This is a genomic window from Stenotrophomonas sp. Sm6012 (genome assembly GCF_030985895.1).
In the GTDB taxonomy this organism is placed as follows: domain Bacteria; phylum Pseudomonadota; class Gammaproteobacteria; order Xanthomonadales; family Xanthomonadaceae; genus Stenotrophomonas; species Stenotrophomonas forensis.
This window is the reverse complement of sequence record NZ_JAPTFX010000013.1, coordinates 29,800-50,858: the sequence shown is the minus strand read 5'-3', so window position 1 is coordinate 50,858 and position 21,059 is coordinate 29,800. Positions and strand designations below refer to the sequence as shown.

Annotated in this window: 18 protein-coding genes; 11 read left to right on the top strand and 7 right to left on the bottom strand. The window is 68.3% G+C overall.

The features are described from left to right. Positions 1–152: 152 nt before the first annotated feature. The gene (locus O0J73_RS04505; protein ID WP_197564701.1) at positions 153–524 is read right to left on the bottom strand and encodes a MerC family mercury resistance protein; all 372 of its coding nucleotides are present in this window, start codon (positions 522–524) and stop codon (positions 153–155) included. Between the two features lie 69 nt (positions 525–593). Here O0J73_RS04505 and O0J73_RS04500 point away from each other — a divergent pair, with 69 nt between their 5' ends. After that, positions 594–1,919, top strand: a complete 1,326-nt coding sequence (locus O0J73_RS04500; RefSeq protein ID WP_053511349.1) for a GTP-binding protein — start codon at positions 594–596, stop codon at positions 1,917–1,919. 72 nt (positions 1,920–1,991) lie between these two features. On the opposite strand, the gene O0J73_RS04495 is transcribed toward O0J73_RS04500, so the two are convergent. After that, positions 1,992–3,599 (bottom strand): ATP-binding cassette domain-containing protein, encoded by a 1,608-nt coding sequence (locus tag O0J73_RS04495; RefSeq protein ID WP_308308103.1) that lies wholly within the window; start codon positions 3,597–3,599, stop codon positions 1,992–1,994. Positions 3,600–3,762: 163 nt separating this feature from the next. Next, positions 3,763–4,662: a LysR family transcriptional regulator gene (locus O0J73_RS04490; protein ID WP_308308102.1), complete on the bottom strand. Its 900-nt coding sequence runs from the start codon at positions 4,660–4,662 to the stop codon at positions 3,763–3,765. Positions 4,663–4,890: 228 nt separating this feature from the next. Here O0J73_RS04490 and O0J73_RS04485 point away from each other — a divergent pair, with 228 nt between their 5' ends. Next, a complete protein-coding gene (locus O0J73_RS04485) occupies positions 4,891–6,069 on the top strand; it encodes a serine hydrolase domain-containing protein (protein WP_308308101.1) in 1,179 nt (392 codons plus the stop codon). Next, complete coding sequence (locus tag O0J73_RS04480) at positions 6,066–7,250, top strand: MFS transporter (RefSeq protein WP_308308100.1); 1,185 nt, start codon at positions 6,066–6,068, stop codon at positions 7,248–7,250. The genes O0J73_RS04485 and O0J73_RS04480 overlap by 4 nt, the downstream gene beginning before the upstream one ends. A gap of 322 nt (positions 7,251–7,572) precedes the next feature. On the opposite strand, the gene O0J73_RS04475 is transcribed toward O0J73_RS04480, so the two are convergent. After that, positions 7,573–9,189 (bottom strand): EAL domain-containing protein, encoded by a 1,617-nt coding sequence (locus tag O0J73_RS04475; RefSeq protein WP_197565116.1) that lies wholly within the window; start codon positions 9,187–9,189, stop codon positions 7,573–7,575. Between the two features lie 228 nt (positions 9,190–9,417). Here O0J73_RS04475 and cycA point away from each other — a divergent pair, with 228 nt between their 5' ends. The 6 genes from cycA (at position 9,418) to O0J73_RS04445 (ending at position 16,794) form a co-directional block, all read left to right on the top strand. Then, a complete protein-coding gene (gene cycA, locus O0J73_RS04470; RefSeq protein ID WP_053511991.1) occupies positions 9,418–10,791 on the top strand; it encodes a D-serine/D-alanine/glycine transporter in 1,374 nt (457 codons plus the stop codon). Positions 10,792–11,049: 258 nt separating this feature from the next. Continuing rightward, positions 11,050–12,855, top strand: a complete 1,806-nt coding sequence (gene recQ / locus O0J73_RS04465) for a DNA helicase RecQ (RefSeq protein ID WP_006439030.1) — start codon at positions 11,050–11,052, stop codon at positions 12,853–12,855. 103 nt (positions 12,856–12,958) lie between these two features. Then, a complete protein-coding gene (locus O0J73_RS04460; protein WP_308308099.1) occupies positions 12,959–13,339 on the top strand; it encodes a CopL family metal-binding regulatory protein in 381 nt (126 codons plus the stop codon). Between the two features lie 75 nt (positions 13,340–13,414). Beyond that, positions 13,415–15,238: a copper resistance system multicopper oxidase gene (locus O0J73_RS04455; RefSeq protein ID WP_308308098.1), complete on the top strand. Its 1,824-nt coding sequence runs from the start codon at positions 13,415–13,417 to the stop codon at positions 15,236–15,238. Further along, positions 15,235–16,200, top strand: coding sequence for a copper resistance protein B (locus O0J73_RS04450; protein ID WP_308308097.1), 966 nt, complete (start codon positions 15,235–15,237; stop codon positions 16,198–16,200). The genes O0J73_RS04455 and O0J73_RS04450 overlap by 4 nt, the downstream gene beginning before the upstream one ends. An 81-nt stretch (positions 16,201–16,281) precedes the next feature. After that, positions 16,282–16,794 carry a GNAT family N-acetyltransferase gene (locus O0J73_RS04445; RefSeq protein ID WP_308308096.1) on the top strand — a complete coding sequence of 171 codons (513 nt, stop codon included), beginning with the start codon at positions 16,282–16,284 and terminating at the stop codon, positions 16,792–16,794. Positions 16,795–16,876: 82 nt separating this feature from the next. Here O0J73_RS04445 and O0J73_RS04440 read toward each other — a convergent pair whose 3' ends face one another. After that, positions 16,877–17,185, bottom strand: coding sequence for a zf-TFIIB domain-containing protein (locus O0J73_RS04440; RefSeq protein WP_197606187.1), 309 nt, complete (start codon positions 17,183–17,185; stop codon positions 16,877–16,879). Between the two features lie 149 nt (positions 17,186–17,334). On the opposite strand from O0J73_RS04440, the gene O0J73_RS04435 reads away from it, so the two are divergent. Next, complete coding sequence (locus tag O0J73_RS04435) at positions 17,335–18,102, top strand: CPBP family glutamic-type intramembrane protease (RefSeq protein ID WP_308308095.1); 768 nt, start codon at positions 17,335–17,337, stop codon at positions 18,100–18,102. 92 nt (positions 18,103–18,194) lie between these two features. Next, positions 18,195–18,617 carry a response regulator gene (locus tag O0J73_RS04430; protein ID WP_006438906.1) on the top strand — a complete coding sequence of 141 codons (423 nt, stop codon included), beginning with the start codon at positions 18,195–18,197 and terminating at the stop codon, positions 18,615–18,617. A gap of 67 nt (positions 18,618–18,684) precedes the next feature. On the opposite strand, the gene O0J73_RS04425 is transcribed toward O0J73_RS04430, so the two are convergent. Together O0J73_RS04425 and O0J73_RS04420 are read right to left on the bottom strand one after the other, a co-directional pair. Further along, positions 18,685–19,623 carry an alpha/beta hydrolase-fold protein gene (locus tag O0J73_RS04425; RefSeq protein ID WP_308308094.1) on the bottom strand — a complete coding sequence of 313 codons (939 nt, stop codon included), beginning with the start codon at positions 19,621–19,623 and terminating at the stop codon, positions 18,685–18,687. A gap of 82 nt (positions 19,624–19,705) precedes the next feature. Beyond that, a complete protein-coding gene (locus O0J73_RS04420; protein ID WP_308308093.1) occupies positions 19,706–20,557 on the bottom strand; it encodes an alpha/beta hydrolase-fold protein in 852 nt (283 codons plus the stop codon). Between the last annotated feature and the right edge of the window lie 502 nt (positions 20,558–21,059).

Here is a 21,059-nt window from a genome sequence, read left to right as displayed (position 1 = left end):
GGCCGGCAACGTCAGGTGGTGGCGGGGTTCGTGCGATTGCCGGCCAGCGGCCGGCACTACCGGGTATATCCGGTGTTCATGGGGATGCCGGCCAGCGGCCGGCACTACCGGGTGTGTCCGGGGTACATGGGGATGCCGGCCAGCGGCCGGTACTACCCGTGCCGGTGCCGCGCGTTCCACAGATGCGTTGCGGCCAGCAGCAGGCTGCCGGTGACGGTCAGGGGTGTCTCCCAGCTGTGCGAGGGCAGCGCCAGCGCACCGGCCAGCAGCAGGCCCAGCCCCATGCCAGCGGTGGCCCAGGCCAGCAGCGGCAGCGGCCGACGGCGCTCCGCCCGCCACAGCGCATAGCCGGTCAGCGGCAGGGCGATGGCCACGAACAGCAGGTGCACCCATTCTGCTTCGGCCCAGGCGCCGAACAGCGGCAGCGCGGCCGCGAGCAGGGGCAGTGCCAGGCAGTGCAGCAGGCACAAGCTGGACAGGGCGACCGCGCCGGCATCCAGCAGGGCAGCGGAGGGCGACTTCATCGGGGGAGGTTCCTTGCTTGACAAGTGTTATACAGTAACATTTCCGTTCCGCAGCCAACCCGCTCCGACATGAACACTGTTTCCCGCGCCGACCGTCGCCTTCCGGTCACCGTGCTGTCCGGCTTCCTCGGGGCCGGCAAGACCACCCTGCTCAACCAGATCCTGCGCAACCGCGAGGGCCTGCGCGTGGCGGTCATCGTCAACGACATGAGCGAGGTCAACATCGATGCGCAGCTGGTGCGCGAGGGTGGCGCCGAACTGCGCCGCACCGAAGAGACGCTGGTGGAATTCAGCAACGGCTGCATCTGCTGCACGCTGCGCGATGACCTGCTGCAGGAAGTGCGGCGCCTGGCCGATGCCGGCCGCTACGACTACCTGCTGATCGAATCAACGGGCATCGGCGAGCCGATGCCGGTGGCCGCCACCTTCGCGGTGCGCGACGAGCACGGCTTCAGCCTGAGCGACATCGCGCGGTTGGACACGATGGTGACGGTGGTCGATGGCAGCGCGTTCCTGGCTGACTTCGGCTCGACCCTGCGCCTGGCCGAGCGCGGCCAGCAGGCCGGGCCGGAGGATGACCGCGGCGTGGTCGACCTGCTGTGCGAGCAGGTGGAATTCGCCGATGTGATCGTGGTCAGCAAGGTTGACCAGGTGGACGACGAAGTACTGCAGGACACCCTGGCGGTGCTGCGCGGGCTGAACCGCGATGCCAAGCTGTTGTTGTCCAGCTTCGGTGATGTGCCGCTGAGCGAGCTGCTGGACACCGGTCGCTTCGACATGGAGCGTGCGCAACGTGCACCGGGCTGGGTGAAGGAGCTGCGCGGCGAGCACACGCCGGAAACCGAGGAGTACGGCATCGCCAGTTTCGTCTACCGTTCGCGGCGCCCGTTCCATCCCGCGCGGTTTGCACGCGCGCTGCAGTCGGGCATGCCGGGCGTGATCCGCAGCAAGGGCTGGTTCTGGCTGGCCAACCGCATGGACTGGGTGGGTGAGTTGAACACCGTGGGTGCGGCAACGCGCACGCAGGCGGCGGGTTTCTGGTACGCCGCGCGCGAGCGCGTGCGCGCCGGGCAGGAAGACACCACGCCGCTGCTGCCACCGACGCCGCTGCCCTACAGTGACCTCGGCTGGGCGCGGCAGCAGGCCGAGTGCTGGAGCGCGCCGCTGCCGGGCCTTGAGGAATTCCCGGACAGGGCCGCGCACTCGGCGATGCAGCGCCTGTGGCACCCGCTGTGGGGCGACCGCCGCCAGGAGCTGGTGGTGATCGGTGTGCACATGGATGAGCGCGCCGTGCGTGCGGAACTGGACGCGTGCCTGCTGAACGATCAGGAGCTGCGCGCCGGTCCGCTGCTGTGGCAACAGCTGCCGCAAGCCTTCCCGGTGTGGAAGCGATGAGTGCTCATTGACGGTTCGTGATGTGCCGGCCAGCGGCCGGCACTACCGCGGATCGATACGCCATGCGTGGATCTACAGATGATCGCGCCAGTGCCAGCCGTCGGTGGTCACCTGCAGCACCTGCGTGGGCCGCAAGGCCTGCAGCAGGTGCCGGTCATGGCTGACCATCATCAGGGCACCGGGCCAGGCCACCAGCAGCTCTTCCAGCGCCTGCAGCGCGCCCAGGTCCAGCGCGTTGCCGGGCTCGTCCAGCAGCAACAGCTGGGGTGCCGGATCGGCATACAGCACGCTGGCCAGCGCACCCTTTACCCGTTCGCCATCACTGAGGCTGCCGGAGGGGCGAAGGATGCGCTGTGCATCCAGCCCGAGCAGGGCCAGGCGCGTGCGCAGTTCAGCGGGATCGGCCGCCGGGTTGGCGGCCTGCACGGTATCGAGGATGCTGCGCTCGCCGGACAATCCCAGCAGCTGCTGGTCCAGCAGGGCAAGCGGCGCATGACGTTGCACGGTGCCCGCGCGTGCCGGCAGCTGTCCGGCCAGCACGCGCAGCAGCGTGGACTTGCCGCTGCCATTGTCACCGACCACCGCGATGCGCTGCCCGCGACGGATCTCCAGCTGCAACGGGGCACTGCAGCCATGCGGCAACACCAGCGATTGCGCCTGCAGCAGGCGCGCGCTGCCGCGTTCGCCTTCACCGGCAAACAGCGCCAGTTCCGGCGTGGCATGAACCGCTGAGGCCGCCGCGCGCAATTGATCGGCACTGGCCTGCAGGCGATCGGCCTGCACCTGCTGCGCGCGGCCGTGGCTGGCCTCGGCGCGCTGCTTCTGCCGGCCGAGCAGGATCGGTGCCTGGTTGGCCTGCTTCGCCTCGTGGTTGCCACGCGCCTGCCGCTGTTGCTGGCGTTCGTGCTGTTCACGCGCGCTGCGTTGCTGCTGCCGGTGCTGCGCGCGCGCATGGTCGAGCTGGGCGGCGGCGGCCTCGCGTTCAGCCGCACGCGCGTCGGCGTAGTGCTGCCACGGCCCGCCATAGCGGTGCAGCCCACGCGCATCGAGTTCGACGATCTGCTGCATCTGTTCCAGCAGCTCACGGTCGTGGCTGATTGCCAGCAGTCCGCCACGCCACTGCTGCAACTGGTGGTACAGCTGCTGGCGATGGCGTGTGTCGAGGTGGTTGCTGGGCTCGTCGAGGATCAACCAGTCGGCACCGCTGGCCCAGGCCCCGGACAGCGCGACCTGCATCGCCTGGCCACCACTGAGGCGCGCGGCGGGTTGGGCGGGCTCGAGGTCGTCGGGCAGGCCTACTGCCTGCCATTGCTGCTGCAGGCGTTCGCGCAGGTCCCAGCGGTCACCGACGCGGGTGAAGTCGGCCTCGTCCACGCTGCCGGCTTCGATGCGCGCGAGCGCGGCCAGTGCTTCGCCGACACCGGCCAGCGCGCCAACGGTGCCAGAGGGTGGATAGCCGGGTGTCGGCAACAGGAACACGCGGCCGCTGCGGCGCACCTGGCCGCTGTCTGCTGACAGGTGGCCGGCCAGCAGGCGGGCGAGCACGCTCTTGCCGGTGCCATTGGCACCGACCAGGCCGGTGGCGACCGGTTCAAAGGAAAACGACAGATCGGAAAACAGCGGACGGCCGTCGGCCAATCGATACGACACGCGATCGAGCGTGAGGGAATGCGGGGTCATGCGACCTCCATGGATGCCGGGTTCTCCCCTGCGCGCAGGGGCGGGAAGAGTCAGGCCGTCTGATGGGAAGACGGCGGCATCAATGGCGCATTGGTCGCGAGCCTCTGGGAGGAATGAGGGGACAGTATAGCGGGGCTGGCTGAATGGCCGGGATTGATCGCGCCTACGGCACGGTTTCCAGGCGTGCGCTGACGAAATCGATGAACACCCGCAGCTTCGGCAGCACGTGGCGGCCGGAGGGCCACAGCAGGTGGAAGATGCCGCAGGAATGCACGTGTTCGTCCAGCACGGTGACCAGCCGGCCGTCGGCCAGCGCATCGCGTACCGAGTGCACCGGCACGAACGCCAGGCCCACGTGGCGCAGCGCCAGCGCCACGCGTGCTTCGATGGTGTTGGCCACCATGTGTACCGGCAGTTCCTGCGGGATTTCATCTTCGGGCCAGTGGATCGGCCACAGCTCCAGCTTGCCGGTGCTGGGGAAGCGGTAGTGCAGCAGCGTGTGCTGCATCAGCTCGGCCGGCGTGCGCGGAACACCGCGCTGCTGCAGGTAGGCGGGCGAGGCGACGATGCGGCGCGGAAACACGCCCAAGCGCCGCGCGTTCATGCGCGAGTCGCTGGGCTCGCCGACCCGCAGCACGGCATCGAAACCTTCCTCGATGACATCGACCAGCCGATCGCTGAAATCGAGATCGAGGCGGATGTCCGGATAGGCGGCCATGAACTCGGCCATCAGCGGCAGGGTCAGGTCACCCACCAGCGGCAGGCCGATGCGCAGCGTGCCGCGCGGCGTGGCGTGTGGTTGCGCCAGTTCGGTGCGCGCGGCATCGCGCTCGTCGAGGATGCGCCGGCAGCGCGCCAGGAACAGCTGGCCCTCGGCGGTGAGGGTGATGCTGCGCGTACTGCGATGGAACAGCCGCACGCCCAGTGCGTGCTCCAGCCGTGCAACGCACTTGCCGGCGGCCGAGGCGGAGATGCCCTGCAGGCGCCCGGTCTCGACGAAGCTGCGGGTGTCGGCGGCGTGCACGAAGGTCTGCAGGTTGGCGAGGTTGTCCAGGACGGTCATGGGCGTGCGGGCGACGAAAGCAGCAGGGTAGAGGGGCGCGCTGGCGGCGGTCGGCGCCGCCCTCGCAACACTGTGGTGCGGGGCGGGTCGTGGGCGGTTGCGGCCTTGCAGTTCCGGCCATGATGCCGATTGCGGACTGCACGGTCCATGATGCCCGGAGCGGCGACCGGCTTTTTGCGTGGCGGCGGGCTGCCTAACGTGGCGGCCTCTCCCCCACGGATCACCGCGATGAATGCCGCTCTTTCCCTTGAACCCGTACCGACGCTGCCGTCGGTGCAGCGGTTGCTGCAGCAGGTGCATCCCCTGCGCCTGGTCGGCGCGGTGGTGCTGGTGCGCCAGCACGGGGTGCTGCGCCACGCCAGCGCCAGCGGCCTGGCGGACCGCGAATCGGCCGCGCCGATGCAGCGCGACCAGTTGTTCCGGCTGGCCTCGGTCAGCAAGCCGCTGCTGACCACGGTGATCCTGCGCCTGGTGGCCGAGGGCGTGCTCGACCTCGATGCCCCGGTGCAGCGTTGGCTGCCGGACTTCCGTCCGGCGCTGGCCGATGGCAGCACGCCGCCGATCAGCCTGCGCCAGCTGCTCAGCCACAGCAGCGGGCTGGGCTACCGTTTCCTGGAGGCCGATGCGGACGGCCCGTATGCGCGGGCGGGTGTCAGCGATGGCATGGATGCCAGCCCGGTGTCCCTGGCCGACAACGTGCGCCGCATCGCGCAGGCGCCGCTGCTGTTCGCACCCGGCAGCCAGTGGCTGTACTCGCTGGGCGTGGATGTGGCCGGTGCGGTGGCCGAAGCCGCAACCGGTGAAACCCTGCAGGCGCTGTTCGCGCGGCTGCTGGCCGTACCGCTGGGCCTGCGCGATACCGCCTTCGCCACCGCCGATGCTGCGCGGCTGGCCACGCCCTATGTGAGCGACATGCCACAGCCGCATCGCCTGCAGGAGGGCGAAAGAGTGGCGCCGTTCGAGGGCACGATCGGCATCGAGTACAGCCTTGCGCGCGCCACCAACGCCAGCCATTTCGCCTCTGCCGGTGCCGGTCTGGTGGGCACCGCCGATGAGCTGATGGCGGTGCTGGAGGCGCTGCGCGATGTGCGCGCTTCGGGCCTGTTGCCGCCCACGTTGGCGGCGCAGATGGCGACCCCGCAGGTGGGCGAGCAGGGCCCGCCGGAACCGGCCGGCTGGGGCTTCGGCCTGGGCTTTGCACTGCTGCGCGATGCCACTGCCAGCGGCACGCCGCAGTGCGAAGGCACCTGGCGCTGGGGCGGCGCCTATGGCCACAGCTGGTTTGTCGACCCGGCGCATGGGCTGAGCGTGGTGGCGCTGACCAACACCCTGTACGAGGGCATGGATGGCGCCTTCGTCGATGCGCTGCGCAATGCGGTCTATGCCGATCTGGAGGGCGCCCGATGAGCGGCCATGCCATCGATGCGAGCAGCCCGGCCGGTGAAGCCACACGCCTGCCTTGGGCTGGCCTGCTGGCACTGGCCGGTGGTGGCTTCATCACCCTGCTGACCGAGACCCTGCCGGCCGGCGTACTGCGGCCGATGGGCGACAGCCTGGGCGTGAGTGATGCGGCGGTGGGCCAGCTGGTGAGCGTGTATGCGTTGGGCTCGGTGATGGCCGCGCTGCCGATGACCGCGCTGACCCAGCGCCTGCCGCGGCGTCCGCTGCTGCTGGCGGCGATTGCCGGGTTCGTGGTGGTCAATACGCTGACCGCGTTGAGCAGCAGCTACGCGCTGATCCTTGCGGCCCGCTTCCTGGCCGGGGTAAGTGGCGGCCTGCTGTGGTCGCTGGTGGCCGGTTATGCCGCGCGCATGGTGGTGCCTTCGCTGCAGGGCCGGGCGATTGCCGTGGCGATGGTGGGTTCGCCGCTGGCGCTGTCGCTGGGGGTACCCGCCGGCACGTTGCTGGGCCAGCAGATCGGCTGGCGCTGGGCGTTCGCGTTGATGAGCCTGCTGGGCGTGGGACTGCTGGCGTACGCGCGCTGGGCGTTGCCTGCATTGCCAGCGGCGGCGGCCGGCCAGCGCATGTCGCTGCGCACGGTCTGGCGCATGCCCGGTGTTCGCAGCGCGCTGCTGGTGATGGTGCTGTACGTGCTGGCGCACAACGTGCTCTACACCTACATCGAGCCGTTGGCGGTGGAGGCCGGTGCCGGTGCCTGGCTGGATCGCCTGTTGCTGGCGTTCGGCATCGCGGCGATTGCCGGCATCGGTATTGCCGGCTGGGGCGTGGACCGTCATCTGCGCGCGCTGGTCTGGGCGGCAGTGGTCGGCTTCCTCCTGCCGGTGCTGGCGCTGCTGCTGTGGCCAGGCCAGCCGACCCCGCTGCTGCTGGCGACGATCCTGTGGGGCGTGGCCTTCGGCTCGGTGGCGACCCTGTTCCAGACCGCGCTGGCACGCCGCGCGGGTGCCGCTGCGGATCTGGCGCAGTCGATGCTGGTGACCGGCTGGAACCTGGCCATTGCCGCCGGTGGCATCGCAGGCGGTGTGCTGCTGCAGGCGCGCGGCGCAAGCCAGCTGGGATGGTTGCCGTTGCTGTTGCTGGTGGTGACGGCAGCGTGGTTGCTGGCGCGGCCGAAGGCGTGGGAATAGACGGCGATCGGTGAGGGCGCGGTGGGGGGGGGGGGGCGCCCCCCCCACTACCAGGGTCCACGCCATCCACGCATGACGTGGATCTACTGAGCGCAGCGACCCGCGTTTGCCTTTGATTTTTCTGTTGATTCCGTGGTGGGATGCCGCCGCAATCTGTCCGTGGCCGGATGGGTGGGTTGCGCAGGGGCGTGAGCCGCATGGATGCGGCGACCGAGCTTACATGGACGTACTTGCAGCGCCCCCTGCGCGACCCATCCACCCGGCCCCAACTGATGGATCCACCGGGCTCGACCCACCACGAGGGGCCCCGCCGTTCGCCGTCCTACTCCACGCCCTCACGCTCGATCGGCACGCTGCGCGGATTCTGCATGTGCTCGCGCGCCGCGCCGTAGCGCTGCTGGCGCTTGTTGTGGAACGCCACGAACTCGTCGCGCGGCAGCGGCCGCGAGAACAGCCAGCCCTGCCCGAACTCGACGTGGCGGCTGTGCAGGTAGGCCAGCTGCGCTTCGGTTTCCACGCCTTCGGCCACCACCCACAGGCCCAGTTCCTTGGCCATGTCGATGATGTGCGGCGTGACCGGGCTGGTCGCGCTTTCGGTGCCGATGGCATCGATGAACGACTTGTCGATCTTCAGCGCATCCAGTGGCAGCTGCTCCAGGTACTGCAGGCTGGAGAAGCCTACGCCGAAATCATCGATGGCCACGCTGTGGCCGGCGCGGCGCGCCTGCGCCAGCATGGTGCGGGCGCGGTCCAGGTCGAGGAAGCCTCGCTCGGTGGCCTCCATCCAGATCTGCTGCGGCAGGATGCCGCTGCCGGCCATGTGCCGGGTGATCATCTTCAATGCACGCCCACTGCTGATGTCCTCGGCGGCGAGGTTGATCGCGATGTGCGCGCTGCGGTCGGCCACCAGCAGCTCGCGCATGTCGCGCACCACGTTCTCGATCACCAGGTCGGTAATGTCGGCGATCATGCCGGCCTCTTCGGCCAGCGGAATGAACAGGTCCGGCCGCACCTGGGTTCCGTCCGGGCGCTGCCAGCGGATCAACGCTTCGGCGCCGACGCAGATGCCGGTATCCAGCTCGATGATCGGCTGGTAATGCAGGTACAGCTCGCGGCGGCGGATGGCGGTGGCCAGCTCGCCGCGCAGCGACAGCCGGCGCCGGGAGAGCCAGATCACCAGGCCGGCCCCCGCAGCTGCCAGCAGCAGCCCCAGCGGCACGAACAGCCAGGCCTGCTGGCGGAAGGTGGCGGCCAGCGCGGTGCGTGGCGTGGTGGCGATCGCCAGCCATTCCTCGTTGCGCGCGGTGGCATACAGCGTGTTCTGGTCCAGCCCCTCGCCGGGATTGCGCAGCAGGTTCTGCAGCAGGACCGGGTCCATGCCGTCCTGCTTGGCCAGCAGACGCCCATCCGGGCTGGCCAGCGCCAGGCGCACATTCGGATCGACGATGACATCGACGAAGCGGCGTGGATCGACCAGTACGTCGTAGGAGCCATACAGGATCGACAGTACCTGGCGACGGCCGCTGGCTTCGGGGCGCACGTCCACCGCAATGCCGGCACCGTCGCTGGTGACATGGTCGGCCCTGGGCTGGTTCACGTCCGAGCGAAATGGCCCCCAGGAGGTGCAGCGCAGCTTGCCCCCTTCGAAGTAGCCCATCTGGTCCGCCGACGGCGTGGTCATCACCAGCGTCTGCATGCGCCGGATGTGTTCCTCGTCGCAGCCGGAGGCGGTACCGGCTTCGGCCGACTTCAGCGCGGCCAGCGCCTCGTGGTAGGACAGATCAGAGCGGCGCAGGGTGCGCAGCGCGATGTCGTGCAGCCGCTGCTGTTCGACCGTGACCGCGCGGTCCCAGGTGGCGTAGGCCATCACCGCGATCGGTACGGCGGCGGCCAGCAGTGCCAGCGCGGTGCCGCCGATGATGACGCGCAGCCGGCTCATGGCCGGAGCTCCAGCGGGAGGGGCAGGGCAGAGGGCATGGGCGGGCCGGTCCTTGGGCAGATGCGGCTATCTGAGCATGGCGCCGGGCCGGGCGGAATGGGCGCAATCCGGTATTTCGTCACATTGTGATGAAAGCGGCCAAGATTGACGGAATCAGCTCGTCCGGTGCTGGCGCTCCTGCCCGCAGAGGACTACCGTCGGAGGCTTCGCCCGCCCCTTTCCGCGCCCATGACCGAGCCCGCAACGCCCCCCGAGCACCTGCGCCGCAGCCTGTCCAACCGCCACCTGCAACTGATCGCCATCGGCGGTGCCATCGGTACCGGCCTGTTCATGGGCTCGGGCAAGACCATCAGCCTGGCCGGCCCGTCCATCGTCTTCGTCTACCTGATCATCGGCGCGATGCTGTTCTTCGTCATGCGCGCGATGGGCGAGCTGCTGCTGTCCAACCTGCAGTACAAATCCTTCATCGATTTCTCCACCGATCTGCTGGGCCCCTGGGCCGGCTTTTTCTGCGGATGGACGTACTGGTTCTGCTGGATCGTCACCGCCATCGCCGATGTGATCGCGATCGCCGCCTATGCGCAGTTCTGGTTCCCCGGGCTGGATGCATGGATACCGGCACTGGCCTGCGTGCTGCTGTTGCTGGCACTGAACCTGGTGACGGTGAAGCTGTTCGGCGAAATGGAATTCTGGTTCGCGCTGATCAAGATCGTGGCGATCTGCGCGCTGATCATCACCGGCGCCGGCCTGGTCGCGTGGGGCTTCACCTCGCCCAGCGGCCACACCGCTGCGCTGTCGAACCTGTGGAATGACGGCGGCATGTTCCCGATGGGGCTGGTCGGCTTCTTTGCCGGTTTCCAGATTGCGGTGTTCGCCTTCGTCGGCATAGAACTGGTGGGCACCACCGCCGCCGAGACGGCCGACCCCGAGCGCAACCTGCCCAAGGCGATCAACTCGATTCCGGTGCGCATCATCATCTTCTACGTGCTGGCGCTGATCGCGATCATGGCGGTCACGCCGTGGCGCCAGGTGGTGCCGGACAAGAGCCCGTTCGTGCAGCTGTTCGTGCTGGCCGGCATTCCCGCTGCGGCCAGCCTGATCAACTTCGTGGTGCTGACCTCGGCCACGTCCTCTGCCAACAGCGGCATCTTCTCCACCAGCCGCATGCTGTACGGCCTGGCCGAAGAGGGCCACGCACCGCGCGGGCTGTCGCGGCTGTCGCGCGCAGCGGTGCCGGCGCGCGGCCTGCTGTTCTCGTGCCTGTGCCTGCTGGGCGGCACCCTGCTGATCTACCTGATTCCCAACCTGGTGACCGCCTTCACCCTGGTGACGACGCTGGCGACGGTGCTGTTCATCTTCGTCTGGTCGCTGATCCTGGTGGCCTACATGGTCTACCGCCGCCGTTATCCGGAGCGCCACGCCGCCTCGATCTTCAAGATGCCCGGCGGCGTGGCCATGTGCTGGGCCTGCCTGGTGTTCTTCGCCGGCGTGCTGGTGCTGCTGAGCCTGCAGGGCGATACCCGCCAGGCGTTGATCGCCAGCCCGGCGTGGTTCGTGCTGCTGGGGGTGGGGTATTGGGTGCGCCGCAGGACCGCGAAGTAATCCAACGTCTCCGCTCCATCGATTGATCCACTGTTTCCAGGAAGTTTCATCCACGCATGGCGTGGATCTACTGGCCACCGGGCCAAGTCTGGGGGAGAGCCCCCTGAGTCAGGGGGCGGCCGCGAAGCGGCGGGGGTCTGGGAGCTGGTAAGTGGGGCCCGCGTTTCGCGCAGCGAAGCGTGGGAGCGGCAGCGCGCATGCGATGGCGCGTTCCCAGGGCGCAGCCCTGCCGCCGCCTCCGGGAGGTAAACTACCCGGATGGCTTCCCGTCCCGCGCACGACCTGCTCCAACGCGTCTTTGGTTACGACGATTTCCGTGGTCCGCAGCAGGACATCGTGGAGCATGTGGCTGCCGGTCACGATGCCCTGGTGCTGATGCCCACCGGCGGCGGCAAGTCGCTGTGCTACCAGGTGCCGGCCCTGCTGCGTGACGGTTGCGGCATCGTCATTTCGCCGCTGATCGCGTTGATGCAGGACCAGGTCGAGGCGCTGCGCCAGCTGGGCGTGCGCGCCGAGTACCTCAATTCGACCCTGGACGCCGAAACCGCCGGTCGCGTCGAGCGCGAACTGCTGGCCGGCGAACTGGACATGCTCTATGTCGCGCCCGAGCGCCTGCTGACCGGCCGCTTCCTGTCGCTGCTGTCGCGCAGCCACATCGCCCTGTTCGCCATCGACGAAGCGCACTGCGTGTCGCAGTGGGGCCACGACTTCCGCCCGGAATACCGCCAGCTCACCGTCCTGCACGAGCGCTGGCCGGACATTCCGCGCATCGCGCTGACCGCCACTGCCGACCCGCCCACCCAGCGCGAGATCGCCGAGCGCCTGGACCTGGCCGAAGCCCGCCACTTCGTCAGCTCCTTCGACCGCCCCAACATCCGCTACACCGTTGTGCAGAAGGACAACGCCCGCAAGCAGCTGACCGATTTCCTGCGCGGCCATCGCAGCGAAGCCGGCATCGTCTACTGCATGTCGCGGCGCAAGGTCGAGGAAACCGCCGAATTCCTCTGCGGCCAAGGCTTCAATGCGCTGCCCTACCACGCCGGCCTGCCGCCGGAGGTGCGTGCCAACAACCAGCGCCGCTTCCTGCGCGAAGACGGCATCGTGATGTGCGCCACCATCGCTTTCGGCATGGGCATCGACAAGCCGGACGTGCGCTTTGTAGCGCATACCGACCTGCCCAAGTCGATGGAAGGCTATTACCAGGAAACCGGCCGCGCCGGCCGCGATGGCGAGGCCGCCGAGGCCTGGCTGTGCTATGGCCTGGGCGACGTGGTGCTGCTCAAGCAGATGATCGAGCAGTCCGAAGCGAGCGAGGAGCGCAAGCAGCTGGAGCGTTCCAAGCTCGACCACCTGCTGGGCTACTGCGAATCCATGCAGTGCCGCCGCCAGGTGCTGCTGGCCGGTTTCGGCGAGACCTATCCGCAGCCCTGCGGCAACTGCGACAACTGCCTGACCCCGCCGGCCGCCTGGGACGCCACCGTCCCCGCGCAGAAGGCATTGAGCTGCGTCTACCGCAGTGGCCAGCGCTTTGGCGTCGGCCACCTGATCGACATCCTGCGCGGCAGCGAGAACGAGAAGGTCAAGCAGCAGGGCCACGACAAGCTGAGCACCTATGCCATCGGCCGCGACCTGGATGCGCGCACCTGGCGCAGCGTGTTCCGCCAGCTGGTGGCCGCCAGCCTGCTGGAAGTGGACAGCGAGGGCCACGGCGGCCTGCGCCTGACCGATGCCAGCCGCGCCGTGCTGACTGGCCGCCGCCAGATCAGCATGCGCCGCGATGCCGCCGGCACCAGCAGCGGCCGCGAACGCAGCGCACAGCGCACCGGGCTGTCGGTGCTGCCGCAGGACCTGGCCCTGTTCAACGCCCTGCGCGGCCTGCGCGCCGAACTGGCGCGTGAACAGAACGTGCCGGCCTTCGTGATCTTCCACGACAGCACCCTGCGCAACATCGCCGAGCAGCGTCCGACAAGCCTGGACGAACTGGCCCGGGTCGGCGGCATCGGCGGCACCAAGCTCAGCCGCTACGGCCCGCGCCTGGTGGAGATCGTGCGCGAGGAAGGGTAGCGCCGGGCCAACGTGGCGATGCCCACCCTGGTGCAGCCCCAACCTTGAACCGGCTGTTCAGCTGGAAGTGCATCTGCGCCCACTTGCCGCTAAATTGACGCCCATGTCTTTGGCCTCGACCCTGCTCCGTGTCGTGCTCATGCTCAGCCTGTTGCTCAACGGGCTGAACGCGGCCATGGCCAGTGGTCACGAGGAGATGGGCCGGATGGGCCATGCCGTGGCCGCCGCCGAGGACCGCGAGGCCGACTGCCACCACCACGCCGGCATGCAGGCCGAACAGGCTCCGCGGGCCAAGGCCCCCGCCCACGACGCCCATTGCCAGATCAAGGACTGCGTGCGCAGCTGCGCGCAGCACCCGTTGCTGGTGGTGCAACCCCTGCCGTACCTGGCCGGCCCGGCATTGTCGCTGGCCCCGCAACGGACGCCGGCCAATGGCCGCCCGGCGCCGCCACTGCCGCCGATCTCGCGCCCTCCCATCGGCTGATTCCACGCGTACCGTGCGCGCTGCGCACCAGAGCCGGCTGTTTGCCGGCATCTATCCGTGTCTGGAGTCACCACCATGAATACCCGCATTCCCCCCGGTCCGGGCGCTGTGCCCATGCCGTCGCGCCGCCTGTTCGTGCAGGGCCTGGCCGCCGGTGGCGTCGTCGCCGGCATCGCCGCCGTCGGCGTGCCGCAGCGCGCGCTCGCCGCTGCCACGTCCACGCCGCGCCTGGCCGGCGCCCCCGCCGTGCTCAGCGACACCCGCGTCGAGCTGTCCATCGGCGAATCGCTGGCCAACTTCACCGGCCGCACCCGCCCGGCGATCACCGTCAACGGCTCACTGCCGGCACCGATCCTGCGCTGGCGCGAAGGCCAGAGCGTGGACCTGTTCGTGCGCAACACGCTGCAGCGCCACCCGACCTCGATCCATTGGCACGGCATCCTGCTGCCGGCCAACATGGACGGCGTGCCCGGCCTGAGCTTCAACGGCATCGGCCCCGGCGAGACCTACCACTATCACTTCGACCTCAAGCAGTCGGGCACCTACTGGTACCACAGCCACTCGATGTTCCAGGAGCAGGCCGGCCTGTACGGCGCGCTGATCATCGACCCGGCAGAGCCGGCGCCGTACCACCACGACCGCGAGCACGTGATCATGCTGTCGGACTGGACCGACATGGACCCGGGTGCGTTGTTCCGGCGCATGAAGAAGCTCGCCGAGCACGACAACTACTACAAGCGCACGCTGCCGGACTTCCTGCGCGACGTGAAGCGCGATGGCTGGTCGGCCGCGCTGTCCGACCGTGGCATGTGGGGGCGGATGCGGATGACCCCGACCGACATCTCCGACATCAACGCGCACACCTACACCTACCTGATGAACGGTACCGCGCCGGCCGGCAACTGGACCGGGCTGTTCCGCAGCGGCGAGAAGGTGCTGCTGCGCTTCATCAACGGCGCCTCGATGACCTACTTCGACGTGCGCATCCCCGGCCTGAAGATGACCGTGGTCGCCGCCGACGGCCAGTACATCCATCCGGTCAGCATCGACGAGTTCCGCATCGCACCGGCCGAGACCTACGACGTGCTGGTGGAGCCCACTGGCCAGGATGCGTTCACCCTTTTCTGCCAGGACATGGGCCGCACTGGCTTTGCCGCCGGTACGCTGGCGGTGCGCCATGGCCTGCAGGCACCGATTCCGGCGCGTGATCCGCGCCCGTTGCTGACGATGTCCGACATGGGGCACGGCATGGCAGGGCATGACATGGGCGGCCACGCTGGCCACGGCATGGCCGCGATGAAAAGCATGGAAGGCGGCTGCGGTGCCAGCATGGGCCACGGCGCACATGGCGGTGGCAGCGATACCGCCAGCAAGGCACCGAAGCACCCGGCCAGCGAGCGCAACAACCCGCTGGTGGACATGCAGAGCTCAGCCACTGAACCCAAACTGGACGACCCGGGCATCGGCCTGCGCGACAACGGCCGCCAGGTGCTGACCTACGGCGCGATGCACAGCCTGTTCGAGGACCCGGATGGGCGTGAACCGGGCCGCGAGATCGAGCTGCACCTGACCGGCCACATGGAGAAGTTCTCCTGGTCGTTCGATGGCATTCCGTTCGCCAGCGCCGAGCCGCTGCGGCTGAACTACGGCGAGCGCATGCGCATCGTGCTGGTCAACGACACCATGATGCAGCACCCGATCCACCTGCACGGGGTGTGGAGCGACCTGGAAAACGCGCAGGGCGAATTCCAGGTGCGCAAGCACACCATCGACATGCCGCCGGGCACCCGCCGCAGCTATCGCGTGCGCGCCGACGCACTCGGCCGCTGGGCCTACCACTGCCACCTGCTGTACCACATGGAAGCAGGCATGATGCGCGAAGTGAGGATCGAAGAATGAGCCGCTCACTGCTTTCCCCCAGCCTGCTGGCCCTGGGCCTGGCAGCTGCGCTGCCGGTATTCGCGCAGTCGCATGCCGGGCATGACATGGCCGCGATGGACGCGCCTGCGAAAGCCACGACAACGCCAGCCGAGCAGGTCGATCATTCGAAGATGGATCACGCCACCATGGACCATTCGAAGATGGATCATTCGAAGATGGACATGGGTGCGGCGGATCGCGCTGGCATGGACCACGGCACGCCCGCTCCCACCGAGCCACGCGAACCGATCCCGGTCCCGACCGACGCCGACCGCGCCGCCGCCTTCCCGCCGATCGCACATGGCGCGATGGAACATGCGCCGGAGATCAACAGCCTGCTGCTGATCGACCGCCTCGAACACTGGGACGGCAAGAGCAGCACCGGCCAGGCCTGGGAAGCGACCGGCTGGATTGGCGGCAACATCAACCGCCTGTGGCTGCGCACCGATGGCGAACGCAGCCGTGGCCGCACCGAGTCGTCATCGCTGGAAGCGCTGTACGGCCGCAGCGTGTCGCCGTGGTGGGATGTGCTGGTGGGCGTGCGCCAGGACTTCCGGCCGGCCGATTCGCGCACCTGGGCCGCGCTCGGCATCCAGGGCCTGGCCCCTTACAAGTTCGAAAGCTCGGCCACGCTGTACATGGGTTCCGGCGGCCAGGTACTGGCCAAGGCCGAAGTCGAGTACGACGTGCTGCTGACCAATCGCCTGATCCTGCAGCCGCTGCTGGAAGCCACCGTGGCGGCCAAGGACGAACCGGAGTACGGCATCGGCCGCGGCCTGAACAAGGTGGAAGCCGGCCTGCGCCTGCGCTACGAGTTCAACCGCCGCTTTGCGCCGTACATCGGCATCAGCCACGAACGCACGTTTGGCGACACCGCCGATTACGCCGGTGACCACGCGCGCGACACGCGCTGGGTGGCCGGCGTGCGCATGTGGTTCTGAGCAGCGGAGTGTGAGCAACCGCCAGCCCCGGCAGCCGCCGGGGCCGGCTACACTGCGCCACGTTCCAATGCAGGCCCCACCATGTCGTTGCAGATCCGCCGCGCCACCCTCGCCGATGTCGAAGCGCTGTCGGCCATCGCCATCGCCACCTACAACGAAACCTGGGGCGACTCGTATCCGCCGCAGGAACTGCACGATTTCCTGCAGGCGCACTACAGCAGCGGGCCCCAACGCGCCGAGCTGTCCGACCCGCGCAGTGCAGTCTGGCTACTGATGGACGCCGACAACGTGGTCGGCTACCTGGCCGCCGGTGCCAACACCCTGCCGCATGCGGATGCGCGCGAGGGCGACATTGAACTGAAGCGTTTCTACATCCTGGCCGCCTACCAGAACGGCGGCCATGGCGCGCGCCTGATGGACGCGTTCATGGACTGGCTGGACCACCCGCAGCGCCGCACCCTGTGGGTGGGCGTGTGGGAAGAGAACTTCGGTGCGCAGCGCTTCTACGCACGCTATGGCTGCAGCAAGGTGGGCGAGTATGAATTCATCGTCGGCGACACCCACGACCGCGAGTTCATCCTGCGTCGGCCGTGACCGCCTCCCTGTAGAGTCGAGCTTGCTCGACTGCTGTCGGACAGCCAGTCGAGCAAGCTCGACTCTACAAAGAGCGAACCACTCAGAAATCGAACAGTTCGGACAGGAAGCTGTCCTTCTTCTTTTTCTTGTAGCCGTGACCGCGGTTGTCCTCGTAGCGCTGGCCGAGATGGCGGGTGTCACGGTGCATCACCGGCGGCGGCGTGGACGCCGGCTGCTGCTGCACAGGCGCAGGCGGCGGCACCGCGGCTCCGGCACCGGCGCGCTCGATGATCTTGTCCAGCTCGCCACGGTCCAGCCATACACCACGGCACCCCGGGCAGTAATCGATCTCGATGCCATGGCGTTCGGCCATCTGCAGGGTCTGGGTCGTGCATACGGGGCACAGCATGGGCATTGCTCCTGTCGGTCTGGCATCGACTGTACCTGCCCTGCGATGACTGTGCGGCAACACATGACCGATGGCACAGGGACTTCCGGCGCGTGCCGGCGGAAGCGGTCGGCCCGACACTGCGGCCTTGTCCCGCAGGGAGTGCGCGCATGACCATGCTGTCCCGCCTGCCCAACCCGGTGCGCCTGTTGCTGGTGCTGCTGGGCGTTGGCCTTGGCCTGAACCTGCGCGATATCGCCGCGTCCATCGGTGCGCCGATTCCTGCGCTGCCCATCCCCTATGGCGGCAGCCTGCTCGACAATGCACTGGCCGTACTGCTGGCGCTGTTGCTGGCCGCGCTGCTGCGCCCCCGCGGCGTGGGCCTGCTGGCCAGTCTCGGGCTGCGCGGCATCGGCTGGAGCGGACCGTTGTGCGTGCTGCTGGCCAGCCTGCCCTGCTGGCTCGGCCTGGCCCTGCTGGGCACACCTAACACCGCGCTGACCGTCCTGGACGCAACGATGCTCGCGGTACTGTTCCCCGTGGCCGAAGAGGTGCTGTTCCGCGGCCTGGGTTTCATCCTGCTGGTGAGGATCGTGCGCGGCCCGTGGTCACTGTTCGCGCTGCCGCAGGCGTTGCTGTTCGGCTGGGTGCACTGGCTCGGCTTCGGCGGTTTCGAGGGCGGTGGCACCGCGCTGTTCATCGGTGCGGTGATCGCCTTCGGTGGCTTCATCTTCGCCTGGCTGGACCACCTCGACGGCGACACCCTGTGGTGCGGCCTGGTGCTGCACGTTTCGATGAACCTGGCCTGGAATGTGTTCAGCCTCGATGACGCCATCGCATTGGGCTGGCAGGCCACCAGCCTGCGCATCGGCACGGCCCTGCTGGCCGTGGCCGCGCTGGCCTGGCTCAGGCGTCATCGCCGCCTGACGCGCTTGTAACGCCCACTTAGCCTGCCGTGCACGCCGGGATCACTACCGGCTTGCGCATACTTGCGCGCCTTTTCACCGTTGCTGTCCGGAGTTGTCGCGTCATGTTGCTGTCCAAGCGCCACGTTGAGCCCCGCGTCCTGCTGATCGAGGACGCGGAGGAAACCCGCGAACTGAGCCGGCTGGCGCTGGAAAGCCAGGCCTGCCATGTGGTGGGCGTCAGCTCGGCCGAAGCCGCGTTGGGCCTGCTGGCCGCCGGTGAGCGCTTCGACCTGCTTTTTACCGACGTCAACCTGGGCCGGGTGAGCGGGATTGAAGCCGCCAACCAGGTGCGCGACCTCTATCCGTACCTGCCAATCCTGGTCACTTCGGGCATGGACCAGCACCGCGTGCTGCCACAACTGCGCGACGGCATCCATTTCCTGCCCAAGCCCTACAACATGAGCGAACTGCTCGATGCCATCCGCCTGTGCTTCCGGCACGCCGATGTGGGCGTGCTGACCGGACCGGACGCACAGGCAGCCTGAGGCATTCATCCACGGATGGCGTGGATCGACTGAATCCGCGTCTCATCGGCGTGGCTGGCACCTGCCATCAACCGCTGCTGTACGGCCCGGTACCCGGAAACACCTTCAGCAACGCGCGGGTGATCATGTCCGGGTACACCGTGAAGTGGTCCTCGTCATCGATCACCATGTTCTCCACCTTCAACGATCGCCCACTGTTGCGCAGCTGTTCGGCGAACTCGGCGTTGTGGCGCAGCATGTCGTTGCGGGTGAAGTAGCGCGGTTCCGGCTTGACCGTTTCGAAGCTGCCCACTGACAACACCACCGTGGTCGGCTGCGAGGGCGCCCTGGCCTCGGCCTGCAGGCGCGGCACCCGATGGTCGTCGAACCACAGCGACGGGCTGGACAGGATGTAGGTACGGAACATGTCCGGACGCGTGGTCAGCACGTAGGCGCCGAACAGGCCGCCGTAGGAATGGCCCGCGTAAGCGCGCCGTGCCGGATCGGTACGGTAGCGCGCATCGATCATCGGCAGCACGCGCTCGGCGAGGAAATCGCGGTAATGCGCGGCGCCGCCATAGCTGACGTCATCACTGTAGTCACGCGGATCGGTGCGCGCCGGATCGCTGGGCGTGTAGTCCCGCGAGCGGCTCTGCCTGGAGGTCAAGCCTTCCTGCGGCGGCAGCCCGACCAGGATGAAATCCTCCAGGTTGACACCCTTCTGCCCCACCATGTTGCGCACGCTGCGCACCAGCGGGAAGCTGTACAGCGCGTCGGTCACGTACAGCACCGGGTAGTGCTTCTCCGGATGCGCGACGTAGTCGGCCGGCAACGCCACCCAGACCGGGTAATCGCGGCCGACCGGATCGTGCACGCGCAGCGCTTCGGTATCCGGCAGCACCACACCCGGCGCAGCGGTGGCCGCGCTTTGCTTCGCTTCACTCTGCGTTGCCGGCGGTGCCACCGACATCGCACAGCCACTCACGGCCAGGCAGGCCGCCACACTCCATCCACGCACACGCTGCATCCACACGCTCCCGTTGCGGGCGGCGCACCGGATGGCGCCGCTACCGCATCCTTGCATGGCGTGCGACGCGGTGCCAGTGCGGTCAGGGCGAGGCCGGCGGCGGTGCCGGGAACAACGTGCGCAGCGCCTGCAACGCGGCCGGATGATAGATCGTGGCGTGGGTTTCCGCCGGCAGCGGCAGGTACTTCACCAGCGGCGACGGCGAGGCCTGTTCCAGCAGCGTTGCCAGCTGCGCGGCAGAGGCTGCCAGTTCCGGTTGCCCACTGCTGGCCAGGAACACGCGCGGCTGCGCACGCGTCACTGCCGGCAACTGCTTGGCTGCACCGGCCAGCATCGTGCCCCGGTTCCACCACAGGCTGGGGTCCAGCGCGATGTAGCTGTTGAACAGCGTCGGTTCCTGCAGCAGCGTCTCGACCACGAACAGGCCGGCCAGCGATTCGCCGATCAGCGCACGCTCGTCGGTGGTCGGGTAGCGCTGGCGCACCTGCGGCATCAGTTCATCGCGCAGGAACGAGCGATAGGCCGCCGAGCCACCGATGCGCGGCGCGATCTTCTGGTCCTGCGGATCCTTGCTGGGGCCGGTCATGTCACGGCGGCGTTCGGTGTTCTCGATGCCGACCAGCAGGAACGGACGCATGCTGCCGTTGCCGCTCAGTACCTGCACCAGCCCGGCCACATGCAGGAAGTCCTCGCCGATACCGCCATCGGGCATGTAGAGCACCGGCAGCGGCGCCTTTGGGTCCAGGCCCCACGGCTGCGGGCGGTAGACATTGATGCGGCGGGTTTCGCCAAGCGCCTTCGACGCGATGGTGAAGGTCTCGCCGATCACCAGTGGAGTTGCGGTGGCTGATTGTGCGGACAGCGCTGGCTCGGCCGCCATCAACGGCGCGGCAGAGACCGCGGACAACAACAGCGACAGCACGATGAAGCGCATGGGGAGAACCCATCCTAGGAAAGAGGCCGAGCATAGCGCCCAGCGGCAGGCATTGGAGGCTTCGGCACGCTCAACACCCCTGCCAGATGCGTAGATCCGCACCCTGCGTGGATGGATCACTGTAGAGCCGAGCCCACGCTCGGCTCAGCACCCCACGCGAACCGCGGCCGAGCATGGCTCGGCTCCACAGGGAGCCTGCACGGATATGTCGCGTTCGCACCGCAATTTTGCCGCGTGACGCGCTCGCGCCGCTGCTACGGATCATGAAAGTGCAGCCCGCTTTACACGCGCCGGTTCACAGCAAATGCGCCACCCGATGTGGTTCGCGCCATTCCACAACGCGATTCGCCAGGCCACCAGAACGGATGCGTCGCGTCCTGTCGCTCGCTGCATCGGAGCCCTCTGTGACAATAGTGTCGCGCTGTGGGTGGCAGAAATTTTTCCCAAATTTCAGATTGAAATCCGCGCGCGGGCGTAACCAATATGCGGCGCCACCGACAAC

Bases quoted from the DNA above. Each gene is read 5' to 3' on its own strand.
- O0J73_RS04505 (WP_197564701.1), bottom strand. From the start codon at position 524: ATGAAGTCGCCCTCCGCTGCCCTGCTGGATGCCGGCGCGGTCGCCCTG.
- O0J73_RS04500 (WP_053511349.1), top strand. From the start codon at position 594: ATGAACACTGTTTCCCGCGCCGACCGTCGCCTTCCGGTCACCGTGCTG.
- O0J73_RS04495 (WP_308308103.1), bottom strand. From the start codon at position 3,599: ATGACCCCGCATTCCCTCACGCTCGATCGCGTGTCGTATCGATTGGCC.
- O0J73_RS04490 (WP_308308102.1), bottom strand. From the start codon at position 4,662: ATGACCGTCCTGGACAACCTCGCCAACCTGCAGACCTTCGTGCACGCC.
- O0J73_RS04485 (WP_308308101.1), top strand. From the start codon at position 4,891: ATGAATGCCGCTCTTTCCCTTGAACCCGTACCGACGCTGCCGTCGGTG.
- O0J73_RS04480 (WP_308308100.1), top strand. From the start codon at position 6,066: ATGAGCGGCCATGCCATCGATGCGAGCAGCCCGGCCGGTGAAGCCACA.
- O0J73_RS04475 (WP_197565116.1), bottom strand. From the start codon at position 9,189: ATGAGCCGGCTGCGCGTCATCATCGGCGGCACCGCGCTGGCACTGCTG.
- cycA (WP_053511991.1), top strand. From the start codon at position 9,418: ATGACCGAGCCCGCAACGCCCCCCGAGCACCTGCGCCGCAGCCTGTCC.
- recQ (WP_006439030.1), top strand. From the start codon at position 11,050: ATGGCTTCCCGTCCCGCGCACGACCTGCTCCAACGCGTCTTTGGTTAC.
- O0J73_RS04460 (WP_308308099.1), top strand. From the start codon at position 12,959: ATGTCTTTGGCCTCGACCCTGCTCCGTGTCGTGCTCATGCTCAGCCTG.
- O0J73_RS04455 (WP_308308098.1), top strand. From the start codon at position 13,415: ATGAATACCCGCATTCCCCCCGGTCCGGGCGCTGTGCCCATGCCGTCG.
- O0J73_RS04450 (WP_308308097.1), top strand. From the start codon at position 15,235: ATGAGCCGCTCACTGCTTTCCCCCAGCCTGCTGGCCCTGGGCCTGGCA.
- O0J73_RS04445 (WP_308308096.1), top strand. From the start codon at position 16,282: ATGTCGTTGCAGATCCGCCGCGCCACCCTCGCCGATGTCGAAGCGCTG.
- O0J73_RS04440 (WP_197606187.1), bottom strand. From the start codon at position 17,185: ATGCTGTGCCCCGTATGCACGACCCAGACCCTGCAGATGGCCGAACGC.
- O0J73_RS04435 (WP_308308095.1), top strand. From the start codon at position 17,335: ATGACCATGCTGTCCCGCCTGCCCAACCCGGTGCGCCTGTTGCTGGTG.
- O0J73_RS04430 (WP_006438906.1), top strand. From the start codon at position 18,195: ATGTTGCTGTCCAAGCGCCACGTTGAGCCCCGCGTCCTGCTGATCGAG.
- O0J73_RS04425 (WP_308308094.1), bottom strand. From the start codon at position 19,623: ATGCAGCGTGTGCGTGGATGGAGTGTGGCGGCCTGCCTGGCCGTGAGT.
- O0J73_RS04420 (WP_308308093.1), bottom strand. From the start codon at position 20,557: ATGCGCTTCATCGTGCTGTCGCTGTTGTTGTCCGCGGTCTCTGCCGCG.